This window comes from Microbacterium sp. UBA3394 (assembly GCF_002358725.1).
Classification (GTDB): Bacteria; Actinomycetota; Actinomycetes; order Actinomycetales; family Microbacteriaceae; genus Microbacterium; species Microbacterium luteum.
Map to the genome: position 1 here is coordinate 1 of NZ_DEPK01000248.1, position 12,765 is coordinate 12,765.

At 69.2% G+C, this 12,765-nt stretch carries 11 protein-coding genes; 1 reads left to right on the forward strand and 10 read right to left on the reverse strand.

Annotated elements, in window-relative coordinates:
- Positions 1 to 942, forward strand: a 942-nt coding sequence (locus tag B4E30_RS14720) for a diacylglycerol/lipid kinase family protein (RefSeq protein WP_286795890.1), incomplete at its 5' end; no start/stop codon positions are given.
- Between the two features lie 31 nt (positions 943 to 973).
- Here B4E30_RS14720 and B4E30_RS14725 read toward each other — a convergent pair.
- The 10 genes from B4E30_RS14725 to B4E30_RS14770 all read right to left on the reverse strand — a co-directional run bounded on the left by B4E30_RS14725 (position 974) and on the right by B4E30_RS14770 (position 12,671).
- Positions 974 to 2,509 carry a CoA-acylating methylmalonate-semialdehyde dehydrogenase gene (locus B4E30_RS14725; RefSeq protein ID WP_286795891.1) on the reverse strand — a complete coding sequence of 512 codons (1,536 nt, stop codon included), beginning with the start codon at positions 2,507 to 2,509 and terminating at the stop codon, positions 974 to 976.
- Positions 2,510 to 2,584: 75 nt separating this feature from the next.
- The gene (locus B4E30_RS14730) at positions 2,585 to 3,892 is read right to left on the reverse strand and encodes an aspartate aminotransferase family protein (protein ID WP_286795893.1); all 1,308 of its coding nucleotides are present in this window, start codon (positions 3,890 to 3,892) and stop codon (positions 2,585 to 2,587) included.
- A 110-nt stretch (positions 3,893 to 4,002) separates the two neighbouring features.
- A complete protein-coding gene (locus B4E30_RS14735; RefSeq protein ID WP_286718326.1) occupies positions 4,003 to 5,178 on the reverse strand; it encodes an ABC transporter substrate-binding protein in 1,176 nt (391 codons plus the stop codon).
- Positions 5,179 to 5,306: 128 nt separating this feature from the next.
- Complete coding sequence (locus B4E30_RS14740; RefSeq protein ID WP_071044076.1) at positions 5,307 to 6,125, reverse strand: ABC transporter permease; 819 nt, start codon at positions 6,123 to 6,125, stop codon at positions 5,307 to 5,309.
- Positions 6,122 to 6,931 (reverse strand): ABC transporter ATP-binding protein, encoded by an 810-nt coding sequence (locus B4E30_RS14745; protein WP_071044075.1) that lies wholly within the window; start codon positions 6,929 to 6,931, stop codon positions 6,122 to 6,124. The genes B4E30_RS14740 and B4E30_RS14745 overlap by 4 nt, the downstream gene beginning before the upstream one ends.
- A complete protein-coding gene (locus B4E30_RS14750) occupies positions 6,928 to 7,824 on the reverse strand; it encodes an ABC transporter permease (RefSeq protein ID WP_194384520.1) in 897 nt (298 codons plus the stop codon). Before B4E30_RS14750 ends, B4E30_RS14745 begins: the two co-directional genes overlap by 4 nt.
- Positions 7,821 to 8,840: a TIGR03842 family LLM class F420-dependent oxidoreductase gene (locus B4E30_RS14755; RefSeq protein ID WP_286795896.1), complete on the reverse strand. Its 1,020-nt coding sequence runs from the start codon at positions 8,838 to 8,840 to the stop codon at positions 7,821 to 7,823. The genes B4E30_RS14750 and B4E30_RS14755 overlap by 4 nt, the downstream gene beginning before the upstream one ends.
- 62 nt (positions 8,841 to 8,902) lie before the next feature.
- Positions 8,903 to 10,366: a dihydropyrimidinase gene (gene hydA, locus B4E30_RS14760; RefSeq protein ID WP_286795898.1), complete on the reverse strand. Its 1,464-nt coding sequence runs from the start codon at positions 10,364 to 10,366 to the stop codon at positions 8,903 to 8,905.
- 52 nt (positions 10,367 to 10,418) lie between these two features.
- A complete protein-coding gene (locus tag B4E30_RS14765; protein ID WP_194384522.1) occupies positions 10,419 to 11,267 on the reverse strand; it encodes a nitrilase-related carbon-nitrogen hydrolase in 849 nt (282 codons plus the stop codon).
- 342 nt (positions 11,268 to 11,609) lie between these two features.
- Positions 11,610 to 12,671, reverse strand: coding sequence for an LLM class flavin-dependent oxidoreductase (locus B4E30_RS14770; RefSeq protein WP_286795901.1), 1,062 nt, complete (start codon positions 12,669 to 12,671; stop codon positions 11,610 to 11,612).
- Between the last annotated feature and the right edge of the window lie 94 nt (positions 12,672 to 12,765).

Below are 12,765 nucleotides of genomic sequence, written 5' to 3' on the forward strand. Positions count from 1 at the left end.
ACCGACACCCTCCCCGGTCGCGGCCTCCTGATCGTGCTGAACCCGAAGTCCGGCCGCGACCGCTCTCACGACGACCCGCGCCCCCTCATCGAGCGGCACGTGCCCGGCGCGACCGTGCACGACCTGGCCGACGGTGAAGACCTCGCCCGGGTGGTGGATGCCGCAATGGCCTGCGAGGACCCGCCGACGGCCGTCGCGATGCACGGCGGAGACGGGTCGGTCTCGACGATGGCGCACACGGCGCGCCGCCACGACATTCCGCTGCTCGTGCTCCCTGCCGGCACCTTCAATCACTTCTCGCGGGCGATCGGCATCGAGACGGTCGACGACGCCCTCGCCGCCTACCTCGCCGGGCGGCGCCGCCGTGTCGCGGTGGCCGAGGTGCGGGCGGACGACGACGAGCCGATCACCGTGCTCGATGCGGTCACGCTCGGGCTGCATCCCGGTTTCGTCGCCGAGCGCAAGCGACGCGTCGACCGGCTCGGCACCTGGATCGGCGGGGCCGCGGCCGCGTGGCGCGAGCTGCGTGACGCGCAGCCGATCCGGGTGGGGCGCGGCGGGCGGCACGCGCGCGTGTGGTCGGTCTTCGTCAGCGTCGGCGCGAACGACGAAGCGCGCATCGCGACGCTGCAGCGCATCACGCTCGGCGACGACCGGCTCGACGTGCGCTTCCACCACGCACGCGGGTCGCATACGCGCGCCGTGGCATCGCTCGCCTTCGGCCGCAAGACCACCGCGGTGCTGCGCTTCCTCCGTCTGCTGCCGCCGGAGTCCGACATCGAGCGGATGCTGCTGGACGACCTCGACCTCACGGTGCATCGCGCCGCGGGCGGCGAGCTGTCGTTCGTGCACGACGGCGAGCTCGTACAGCGCGACGGCGATGCCTTCCGGCTGCGGGTGAAGGGCATCGCCGACGCGCTCGAGGTGTACACCCCGGAGTGATCCGGTACGCCTCGGCGCCCGGGCGAGAGTGTCAGGTGTGCTGGGGGAACCCGAGGTCGACCCCGCCGTGCGACGGGTCGAGCCATCGTGAGGTGACCGCCTTCTCGGCCATGTAGAACTCGAATCCGTGCACACCGTACGCCTTCGCATCGCCGAACAGCGACGCCTTCCAGCCACCGAAGGAGTGATACGCGACGGGGACCGGGATCGGCACGTTGATGCCGATCATGCCCACCTGCACGTCTCGCTGGAAGCGGCGGGCCGCACCGCCGTCGTTGGTGAAGATCGCGGTGCCGTTGCCGTACGGGCTGGCGTTGATGAGATCGAGTCCCTCTTCGTAGCCGCCGACGCGGACCACCGACAGGACGGGACCGAAGATCTCCTCACGATAGGCGGCGGATGCGGTCGGCACACGATCGAGCAGGGTCGGACCCAGCCAGAAGCCGTTCGGGTCGCCGTCGACCTCGATACCGCGTCCGTCGACGACGACGGATGCGCCGTCCTGTTCGGCGACCGCGACATAGCCGGTGACCTTGTCGCGGTGCTCCGCGGTGATGAGCGGTCCCATGTCGCAGCCGCGCGTGCCGTCACCGGTGCGCAGCGCCGCCATCCGCTGCGCGATCCGCTCGACGAGGGCGTCGGCGATCGTGTCGACCGCGAGCACGACCGAGATGGCCATGCACCGTTCGCCCGCCGACCCGAACCCGGCGCTCACCGCCGCGTCCGCGGCCAGGTCGAGGTCGGCGTCCGGCAGCACGAGCATCTGATTCTTGGCGCCGCCGAGCGCTTGGACGCGCTTGCCGTGGCGCGTTCCCGTTTCGTACACGTATCTCGCGATCGGCGTCGACCCGACGAAGGAGACCGCCTGGATGTCGGGATGCTCGAGGAGCCCGTCGACCGCGGTCTTGTCGCCGTGGAGCACCGTGAAGACCCCCGCCGGAAGACCCGCCTCCGCCCACGCCGCTGCCAGCCAGTTGGCCGCGCTCGGGTCCTTCTCGCTCGGCTTGAGGATCACGGCGTTCCCGGTGGCGATGGCGATGGAGAAGAACCACATGGGCACCATCGCGGGGAAATTGAACGGACTGATGACGGCGACCACGCCGAGCGGCTGACGGAGCGAGTAGACATCGATGCCGCTCGAGGCGTTCTCGCTGTACGCCCCCTTCGTGTGGTGTCCGAGTCCGCACGCGAACTCCACGACCTCCAGGCCGCGGGCGATCTCACCGTGCGCGTCGGAGACGACCTTCCCGTGCTCGCTGGTCAGGATGCGGGCAAGCTCGTCTCGACGGGTGTGGACGATCTGCCGAAACGCGAACAGCACCTGCTGACGCCTCGCGATGCTGGCATCGCGCCAGGTCTCGGCGGCCTCCCGGGCAACGCGCACCGCGTGATCGACGTCACCGGGTGCGGCGAAGCGCACGAGCTTCTGCACCTCTCCGGTCGCGGGATCGAAAACGGGCCCCGAGCGCTCCGAGGCTCCGGACCACGGGCCGCCGGCGACCCAGTGCTCGATGATCGGCCTCTCGGTCGAGCCGGCGGGGGCGGACAGGGTGGTGGTGTCTGTCATCGTTCTCTCTCCCTCGAGTGGCCCCTCGTGGGGGCTTTCATCCAGTCTGCGTGGCGCCGCCCGGCGCGCAACCCCTCACGCCGCGACCGCCGCGAGCGCGCCATCGAGCGCCACCATCCCCTGGGTCATGTCGTCGGCGGTGACCACACAGGGTGGGACGACATGGATGCGGTTCTCCACGGTCATCGCCATCACCCCGCGTACGCTGAGCTCCTGCTTGAGCGCTGCCATCGTGGTCGCGGCCACCGGGACGCGAGTGCCGCGGTCGGCCACGAGCTCCACCGCCCAGAACACGCCCTCGCCGCGCACCTCGCCGATGAGGTCGTGGTCGTCCGCGAGCGCGCGCAGTGACGGTCCGATCACGTCGGCTCCCACCGTGCGGGCGTGTTCGACGATCCCCTCCGTGGTCATCGCGTCGATCGACGCGATGATCGAGGCCGCCGCAAGCGGGTGCCCGGAGTACGTGAGACCGCCGGGGAAGACGCGGTCGTCGAAGGCCGCCGCGATCGCCTCGCTGATGATCACGCCGCCGACGGGGACGTAACCCGAATTGACCCCCTTGGCGAAGGTGATGAGGTCGGGCACGATGTCGTGACGCTCGAAGGCGAACCACTGGCCGGTGCGTCCGAATCCGGCCATGACCTCGTCGAGGATGAGCACGATTCCGTGCTCGTCGCACAGGTGGCGGACCCCCGCGAGGTAGCCGGCCGGAGGCACGAGGATGCCGGCCGTGCCCGGGACCGATTCCAGCAGCACGGCGGCGATCGTCTGCGGTCCCTCCGACTCGATGACCCGCCGCAGGTGGTGAAGCGCACGCTCGCACTCCTCCTCGGGAGTCGTCGCCCAGAACTCGCTGCGATACAGGTACGGCCCGAAGAAGTGCACGTGACCTCGTGCGTACTGGTTGGGCATCCGCCGCCAGTCGCCGGTGGCGACGATCGCGCCGCCGGTGTTGCCGTGGTACGAGCGGTAGGTCGACAGCACCGTGTCGCGGCCGGTGGTCAGGCGCGCCATGCGCACGGCGTTCTCGTTCGCGTCGGCTCCGCCGTTGGTGAAGAAGACCTTGGCGAAGCCATCGGGAGCCTTGTCGAGGATGCGAGCGGCTGCCTCGCCTCGGTGGAGATTCGCGGTGGCGGGGCCGATGGTCGCGAGCCGCCCCGCCTGCTCCTGGATCGCCGCGACGACCGCGGGATGCTGATGGCCGATGTTCACGTTGACGAGTTGGCTGCTGAGATCAAGCATCCGCTCGCCGGCGTGATTCCAGACCCACGCCCCGGATCCGCCGGCGATCACCGGCAGATCGAGCCCCTCCTGCGCGGACCACGAGTGGAAGACGTGGGCCCGGTCGAGTTCCTTCGCGCGGGCATCGAGTTCGTGCGTCATGCCGTCACCCTCCTGGGTCGGGGTCGTCGGGTCAAGCGGTCCGGTGGCGACGAGCTCGCCACCTCGGATGTCCCGCGCCGGCCATCGACGCGGGACACCCCGGGGTCACCTCACATGCCGCCTTCGGTGAGCTCGACCTCGATCGGCGTGTACTCGCCGGTCACCTCGACACCCTCGTCGGCGAGTTCGGCGAGCGCCTGCTCCATGTACTCGTTCGAGTAGGCCGTCTCGGGCGGTTCGGTGGTGATGAGGTTCAGCCCGTCCTGGTTGACCGCGGCCAGCGCTCCCGCCACGGTCTGATCCCATGCGGCGGCGTCGACCACACCGAAGTCGGCGCCGGTCCAGATGAGCTTGTTGACCTCGTTCATCTGCCACAGCTGGTGCACCGGTCCGACGGGGAAGGCGGCCTCCGCGTTCGAGGCGATGTCGTAGACGATGTCGGCGGCATCCTCCGGGTTGTCACGCGCGTAGAGCCACCCCTTGGTGATCGCCTTGAGGAACCGCACCGCCGCGTCGGCATAGGCGGGGTCGCTCTCGAGCCGTTCGGTGTCCGCCCAGATCGCATCCTGCAGCATGGCTCCCTGCGTGTCGGCATAGGAGACGACGTTGAAGTCCTCGGGCTGATACAGCTCGCCGGTTTCGGGATCGATGACCTCGAGGATCTGCGCCCACTCGTTGTAGGTCATCGCCTGGGCCGCGTCGACGTCGCGGTCCAGGAGCGCGTTCATACTGAAGTCCTGTGTCGTGATCGACACCGATGTGGCGTCGAGGTCGTCCTCGGCCATCGCGGCGAAGATCTCCCACTCGTTCCCGAACCCCCATGAGCCGATGCGCTGGCCCTCGAAGTCCGCGACCGAGGTGATGCCGTCGTCGGCCCACGACACCTGGAGGGTGCCGGACTCCTGGAAGACCTGCGCGATGTCGGTGAGCTCCACGCCCGAGGCTTCCAGCGTGCCGAGCACCTTGGGCACCCAGGCGATGGCGAAGTCGACGTCTCCGGCCACGAGCGCGTCCTGCGGGACGATGTCGCCGCCGGACGGAACGATCTCGACAGAGTCGAACCCCTCCTCCTCGAAGTAGCCCATCTCCTGCGCGAGGTAGTACCCGGCGAACTGCGCCTGCGGCAGCCACTGCAGCTGGAGGCTGATCTCGGTCAGCGGTTCGACGTCGGAGGAGTCGGTGTCGGCGGCAGTGTCGGCGTCGGACCCCGAGCACGCGGCGAGTGCCAGGGCGGTGATGGCGATGGTGGACGCGGTGAACATTCCGCGTCGGATGCTGTGTCTCATGATTGCGTCCGTTCTCTGTTGAAAGAAGTGATGCGGGGTTGTACGGGTGATGCGAGCGGTGCGGTGTTGCGGGTGGTGCGGTGATTCGGGCGGATGGGTCGGTGCGGGCGGTCCCTCGTCGGTCGTGCTCAGGGGCGTGGCCCCCTCGTTACGAAGCGCTCGAGCAGGGTGGTGGCGAGGTAGAAGCCGAGCCCGATGAGGATTCCGCCCACGACGTACGCCCACGCCAGCGCCGCCCGGCCCGACTTGGCGTACGTGGCGATGGACGTTCCGACGCCGTCGGCGGGGCCGCCGAAGTACTCGGCGACCAGGGCGGCGATGACCGCGAGGGAGGCGGCGATGCGCAGTCCCGTCATCAGGTACGGCACCGCGGTGGGGAGGGTGAGGTAGCGGAAGGTCTGCGCACCGGTGGCGGCGGATGCGCGCAGCAGGTCGCGATGGACCGGTCGCGTCTGTCGGAGGCCGCGCACCACGTTGACGAACACCGGGACGAACGCCGCGATCGTCGCGACCGCCTGCCGGCCGAACTGACTCGAGGCGCCGAACATCGTGTTCAGCAGCGGGGTGAGGGCGACGATCGGAATCACCGCCAACGCCGCGACGAGCGGAGCGAGCATCCCGTCGATCGGGCGCACAGCGGTCGCGAGGCCGGCGAGCAGCACGGCCAGGACCGTGCCGGCGACCAGCCCGACGGCGGCGTTGGTGGCGGTGACGATCATGTCGTCGGCGATGATCTGCCACCGCGTGACGAACTCGACGGCGATCGCCACGGGGCTCGGCAGCATGCGCGGGGCGGTGCCGAGCACGTCGACCCACAGGGTCCAGAGCACCGCGCCGATCACGCCGACCGCGACCGGTGCGACGATGCGCAGCCACGGCGGCAGGGGCCGTTCGCGTGGCGCGCGGGCCACGGGTGCGGCGCGGGTGAGCTCGTCCGCGGCGGTCATCGTTCGTTCGCCCTCTCGACGCGCGTGCCGTGAAGGGCCTCCCGCACGGCGGTGACGCGGTCGAAGTAGGCCGGCGACTCGCGCAGCGCCTCGTCGCGTCCGCCGCCGAGGTGCGTCGGGACGATCTCGGCGATGCGGCCCGGACGGGGACTCATCACGACGACCCGATCGGAGAGGAAGACGGCCTCGGGAATGGAGTGGGTGACGAAGACCACGGCAGCTCCGGTCTCGGCGGCGATCCCGGAGAGCTCGACCTGCAGGTACTCGCGCGTCATCTCGTCCAAGGCGCCGAACGGCTCGTCCATCAGCAGCAGCTTCGGACGGGCCGCGAGGGCCCGGGCGATCGCGACGCGCTGCTGCATGCCACCCGACAGCTCGTCGGGATAGCGCTCCGTGAACTCCTGCAGGCCGACGAGGTGCGTGAGCTCGCGCACGCGAGCATCCCGCTCCGTGCGGCCCTGTCCATGAACCTCGAGTGGCAGCGCGATGTTGGCCGCGACGGTGCGCCAGGGGAGGAGGCCTGCCTGCTGGAAGGCGATGCCGTAGTCCTGCGCGACCCGTGCCCGCTCCGGCGTCTTTCCGAAGATCTCCAGCGTGCCCTCGGTCGGGGTGTCGAGGTCGGCGATGAGCCGCATGAGGGTGGACTTTCCGCATCCGGACGGACCGATCAGCGAGACGAACTCGCCGGCAGCCACCTCGAGGTCGACCCCGGTGAGCGCGTGCACGTCGTCGCCCGCCGTCGAGAACGTCTTCCCGATGCCGGCGGCGCGCACCGCGAGGGGAGTGGTCGGTGGGGAAACGCTCATGCTGCGGCCTCTCCTCGGCGGTAGTTCTTCAACCCCACGCCGATGACGGCGACAGTGCCGGCGGCGATGAGTCCCAGGGCGATCGAGCCGAAGGTGGGTGCCCAGGGTGCCGCCGGGTCGGACGACGCCTGGCCGGCGAGCTGGATGAGCATGCGGCCGATGCCGCCGCGCATCCCGATCGAGACCTCCGCGACCACGGCGCCGAGCACCGCGTTGGCCGCGGCGAGCCGCAGCGCGGGCAACAGGTGCGGAACCGCCGCGGGCAGGCGGAGCCGCCACAGCGTCGACCAGTAGCCGGCGGAGTAGCTCCGCATGAGGTCGACGTGGATAGGGTCGGGCGCGGCGAGTCCGCGCAGCATCCCGACGGCGACGGGAAAGAAGGCGAGGTACGAGGCGATCACCGCGACGGACAGCCACTGCGGCCAGGGCATGACGTCGCGGTCGATCTGGTTCCCGATGGCGTTGACGACCGGCGCGAAGGCGATGAGGGGGACGATCTGGCTGAGGACGATCCAGGGCAGAAGGCCCCACTCGGCCAGACGTGACCGCTGCATGATCAGGCCGAGCGCGGCGCCGACGATCACCCCGATCATCCATCCCACTGCGGCGATTCCGAGGGTGACTCCGGCCGCGGCGACCACCGACATCCACAGCGGTGGTGTGTCCCCGCCGCTCGTCGGGGCGAACAGGCGCACGATCATGTCCCACACGTGCGGCATCGCGCGATCGTGCGTGCGCGGCAGGATCATCACGCCGGAGCCCGTCTCGCCGTCGACGGCGCCGACCACGACGCCCTCGGCGGGCCCCGTCGCCTTGTAGAGCTCCCACGATCCGATGACGACGAGGATGCCGATGACGCCCCATCCGACCGCCAGCCAGCGAGCCGCCGTCATGCCTTCGCCGTCACGTGCTCGCGCAGCGCGGGGATGACCGTCTCGCCGTAGACGCGCATCGTCTCCTCTTTGTTGTCGTGCTGGAGGTAGCCGGCGAACTGGGTCACGCCCAGATCGCGGAGTGCCGCGAGCTTGGCGATGTGCTGCTCAGCGGTGCCGAGCACGCAGAACCGGTCGACGATCTCATCGGGCACGAAGTCGACGTGGTCGTTCTCCGCGCGTCCATGGGTGTTGTAGTCGTAGCCGCTGCGGCCGGCGATGTAGTCGGTGAGCGCTTCGGGCACGCCATCGCCGTGATGGCCGTACTTGGCGACGATGTCGGCGACGTGGTTTCCCACCATCCCGCCGAACCAGCGGCACTGATCGCGCATGTGGGCGACGTCGTCACCGATGTACATCGGTGCCGCCACGCAGAAGGCGATCGCGTCGGGGTCGCGCCCGGCGGCCTCGGCGGCCTCCTTCACGGTGCGGATCATCCACGCTGCGATATCGAGGTCGGCCAGCTGCAGGATGAACCCGTCCCCGACCTCGCCGGTCAGCTTCAGGGCCATCGGGCCGTAGGCGGCGACCCACACATCCAGTGCCGATCCGGAACTCCACGGGAATCGCAGCGTCGAGCCCTTGTACTCGACGGGGCGGGAGTTCGCGAGTTCGCGGATGACGTGGATCGATTCGCGCAGTTCCGCCATGGAGGACGGTCTGCCGTTGGTCACGCGCACGGCCGAGTCTCCGCGTCCGATCCCGCAGATGGTGCGGTTGCCGTACATCTCGTTGAGGGTCGCGAACAGCGAGGCCGTCACGGTCCAGTCCCGCGTGGCGGGGTTGGTGACGAACGGTCCGACGGTGAGCTTCCGGGTTTCGGCGAGGATGGCGGCGTAGATGACGTACGGCTCCTCCCACAGCAGGTGGGAGTCGAAGGTCCACGCGTGGCTGAAGCCGTGTGCTTCGGCGAGCTTGGCGAGCTGCACCGTGCGGGAGGCGGGAGGGTTGGTCTGGAGGACCACTCCGAAGTCCATGAGCGCTCACTCCGTCCGGTCGTGGGGGCGGGCGGGAGGCGCGGCGATGACGGGCTGCATGCTCACACCAGGTACTGCGACAGGCCGCGCTTGAGGTACTGACCGTCTCCGGCCGTGCCGAGGTAGCGGTCGTCGTCGACGATGATCCGTCCGCGGGAGATGACGGTGTCGACGTGTCCGTCGATCTCGTACCCCTCCCATGCCGAGTGATCCATGTTCATGTGATGGGTTCTGCCCGTGGGGGATCCGTCGGGATTCTCGTGGTAGCCGATGGAGGTGTGCCCCCGCGGGTCGTAGACGACGATGTCGGCATCGGCACCGGGCTGGATGACGCCCTTGCGTCCATAGAGGCCGAACATGCGAGCGGGGGTCGTCGAGGTCAGCTCCACGAACCTCTCCAGGGTGAGGCGCCCGGTGACGACTCCCTGGTACATGAGGTTCATGCGGTGCTCGACCGATCCGATCCCGTTCGGGATCGCGCGGAAGTCCTCGCGGCCGAGCTCCTTCTGGTCCTTCATGCAGAACGGGCAGTGGTCGGTGGAGACCATCTGGAGGTCGTTCGTGCGCAGGGCCTGCCACATGTGGTCCTGGTGGCCCTCCTCGTGCGATCGCAGCGGCGTGGAGCACACCCATTTGGCGCCTTCGAAGTCGCCCCACTCCTCGCTCGTGGCGCCGAGCTGCTCCTCGAGCGACAGGTACAGGTACTGGGGGCACGTCTCGCCGAACACGTTCTGTCCGTTGTCGCGCGCCCACGCGAGCTGCTCGACGGCCTGCTTGGCGCTCACGTGCACCACATAGAGCGGCGCGCCGGTGAGGTGCGAGAGCATGATCGCCCGGTGGGTGGCCTCCTCCTCCATCTGCCACGCGCGGGCCTTGCCGTGGAAGAACGGGCTGGTGTTCCCCGCGGCGACGAGCTGCTCGGCCAGCACGTCGATGGCGGGCCCGTTCTCGGCGTGCATCATGGTGAGCAGGCCCGTATCGGCGGAGACCTGCATCGCCTTGAGGATCTGCGCGTCGTCGGAATAGAACACGCCGGGATAGGCCATGAAGAGCTTGAAGCTCGTGATCCCCTCGTCGATGAGGGCCGGCATCGCGGCGAGGGAGTCGTCGTCGACACCGCCGATGATCTGGTGGAAGCCGTAGTCGATCGCGCAGTTGCCGGCGGCGAGGTCGTGCCAGCGGGTAAGACCGTCCTGGACGCGCTCGCCGTACTTCTGCACCGCGAAGTCGATGATCGTGGTGGTGCCGCCCCAGGCGGCGGCGCGGGTTCCCGTCTCGAACGTGTCCGACGCGAAGGTTCCGCCGAAGGGCAGCTGCATGTGCGTGTGCGCGTCGATCCCGCCGGGGATGACGTACTTTCCGGTGGCATCGACGACCGTGTCGACGGAACCGGCCAGGTCCGTGCCGAGGAGCACCGATCCCGGCGCGAGGACGGCGATGATCCTCTCGCCGTCGATGAGCACGTCGGCTTCGCCCCGGCCGGTCGCCGAGACCACGGTCCCGCCCGTGATGAGTGTGGTTGCCATGTCGCTGTCTCCTTGTGTTCCAGGTCGTTGCGCGAGCGAAGCGAGACGAACGTCAGGGAGCGACGATGTCTCCGTACGTATCCGGCCGGCGGTCTCGGAAGAACTGCCAGTCGTCCCGCATCTGCTGGACCATGTCCATGTCGAGATCGCGCACGAGGAGTTCCTCCTCGGTGCCGGAGCCGCGGTCGCCGACGAAGTTCCCTCGGGGGTCGATGATCTGGCTCGTGCCGTAGAAGTCGACGGCTTCCTCGCCGTACTCGTTGTCTTCACGCCCGACGCGGTTGGGCTGCAGCACGAAGTATCCGTTCGCCACGGCCGCCGCCGGTCCCTCGATCTCCCACAGGCGGTTCGAGAGCCCCGGCTTGGTCGCGTTCGGGTTGAACACGATGTGAGCGCCGTTCAGGCCGAGTTCGCGCCAGCCCTCGGGGAAGTGACGGTCGTAGCAGATGTACATGCCGACCTTCCCGATCGCCGTGTCGAAGACCGGGTACCCGCGGTTGCCGGGACGGAAGTAGAACTTCTCCCAGAACTTCTCGACGTGGGGGAGGTGGTTCTTGCGGTAGCTGCCGACCACCCGGCCGTCGGCGTCGACGAGCACCGACGTGTTGTAGTAGACCCCCGTCTGCGCCTCCTCGTAGATGGGCAGCACCATGACCATCCCGAGCTCCTTGGCGACGGCGGCGAATCGCTGCACGATCGGCCCATCGACGGGCTCGGCGAGCCGGTAGTACTTCTTCTCCTGCGTGATTCCGAAGTACGGGCCGTAGAACAGCTCCTGGAAGCACATGACATCCGCGCCCTGAGCGGCCGCTTCGCGAGCGAAACTCTCGTGCCGGTCGAGCATGGATGCGACGTCGCCCGTCCAGGTCGTCTGAGATATGGCTGCGCGTACCGTCGTCATCGTCTTCCCCCGGGTCGAGTCCTGCGTCGTCGTCACGGGACCGGGTCGGGATGCCGGCAATGAGCCCCGTTACCCGATCCTTCTGCGCGCACGTTTCGTCACGATTTCCGCCTGTGACGAGGCAGTAAACGCTCGTGGGCCGGGCGTGAGCACACGACCGCCGGGGTGCGCTCGTGCCGCTGGCTCGGTCGCGTCCACAACTCCTCAAGAACTGTTCACGTGCGGCCGTTTGGAGGCTCATCGGCGTTGTCGGCGACGGCCTTGAGGAGTTGTGAACGAGATCGAGCCGAGCTGCTCCGGTCAGGAGAGCTCGGGACGTGCGCCGGGATCAGGCGTTCGGGATCAGGCGACGAGTGCGCCGCGGGCGGCGTGGACGAGTTCGAGCGTCTGGACCCGGCCGGGGGAGGTCTCCAGCGGCTCCGACTCGTAGGCACCGGCGATGGGCGAGATCATGACCTCATCCACATCGTGGCGCACCGCGAGGCTCTGCAGTTCTCCCGCGACCTCGTCGCCCGTGCCGACGATCCACGTCGCGCGGGCGGCGGCCATGATGGTCTCGCCCATGCCGGCGAACTCGTCGGTCGTCGCCTTCGCGTGCTCCACCGTCTCGTTCGCCACCAGGGGCTTGTTCATGCGCAGGCGCGCCATCATCCGCTGGTTGGGCAGCGACCGCTCCTCGGCCTCCTCCCGCGTCGGGGCGGCGATGACGTTCACCGTGAGGAACGTGCGCGGCGCATCCAGGTGCTCCGAGGGCTGGAACTGCGTGCGATACACCTCCAGCGCACGCTCGAGCCCCTGGCCCGAGAAGTGGTTGGCGAAGACGTAGGGCAGTCCGCGCGCGGCGGCCAGCTGCGCCGAGTAGTCGCTCGACCCGAGCAGCCACACCTCCGGCGCACCGGTCGCCGCCGGCGTCGCGTGCACGTCGTACGTGCCGCCGGAGGTGAAGCGCAGCGCGGCGCCATCGGGTGAGACGAGGTTGAGGATGTCGCGCACGTGCTCGGGGAACCGCTCCACGTCGCTCGTCGTCCCGCTCTGACGCAGCAGCTGCGTGATCACCGGATCCGAACCGGGCGCCCGGCCGATGCCGAGGTCGACGCGTCCGGGCGCCAGGGCCTCGAGCGCGGCGAACTGCTCGGCCACCACGAGGGGGGAGTGGTTGGGCAGCATGACGCCGCCGGATCCGATCCGGATGCGCTCGGTGCGCGCCGCGGCGGCAGCAGCCAGCACGGGCGGTGTCGTCGAGGCGACGGCGGGCATGTTGTGGTGCTCGGCGAACCAGTAGCGCCGGTAGCCGAGTTCCTCGGCGCGTGACACCAGGTGCAGGCTCGCGGCGATCGCCTCGGAGGAGGTCTGGCCGGTGCGGACCGGGACGAGATCGAGCACCGAGAGGGCGGGGCTGGTCATCCGATGGTTCCCACGGTCGTCATACCCAGGGGCAACGGAGGACGACGGTGAGACATTCCCCGCCCCCGAGGCGCGTTCAGCGGGAGCGCTTGAC

Bases quoted from the DNA above. Each gene is read 5' to 3' on its own strand.
- hydA (WP_286795898.1), bottom strand. From the start codon at position 10,366: ATGGCAACCACACTCATCACGGGCGGGACCGTGGTCTCGGCGACCGGC.
- B4E30_RS14755 (WP_286795896.1), bottom strand. From the start codon at position 8,840: ATGGACTTCGGAGTGGTCCTCCAGACCAACCCTCCCGCCTCCCGCACG.
- B4E30_RS14735 (WP_286718326.1), bottom strand. From the start codon at position 5,178: ATGAGACACAGCATCCGACGCGGAATGTTCACCGCGTCCACCATCGCC.
- B4E30_RS14770 (WP_286795901.1), bottom strand. From the start codon at position 12,671: ATGACCAGCCCCGCCCTCTCGGTGCTCGATCTCGTCCCGGTCCGCACC.
- B4E30_RS14765 (WP_194384522.1), bottom strand. From the start codon at position 11,267: ATGACGACGGTACGCGCAGCCATATCTCAGACGACCTGGACGGGCGAC.
- B4E30_RS14745 (WP_071044075.1), bottom strand. From the start codon at position 6,931: ATGAGCGTTTCCCCACCGACCACTCCCCTCGCGGTGCGCGCCGCCGGC.
- B4E30_RS14740 (WP_071044076.1), bottom strand. From the start codon at position 6,125: ATGACCGCCGCGGACGAGCTCACCCGCGCCGCACCCGTGGCCCGCGCG.
- B4E30_RS14725 (WP_286795891.1), bottom strand. From the start codon at position 2,509: ATGACAGACACCACCACCCTGTCCGCCCCCGCCGGCTCGACCGAGAGG.
- B4E30_RS14730 (WP_286795893.1), bottom strand. From the start codon at position 3,892: ATGACGCACGAACTCGATGCCCGCGCGAAGGAACTCGACCGGGCCCAC.
- B4E30_RS14750 (WP_194384520.1), bottom strand. From the start codon at position 7,824: ATGACGGCGGCTCGCTGGCTGGCGGTCGGATGGGGCGTCATCGGCATC.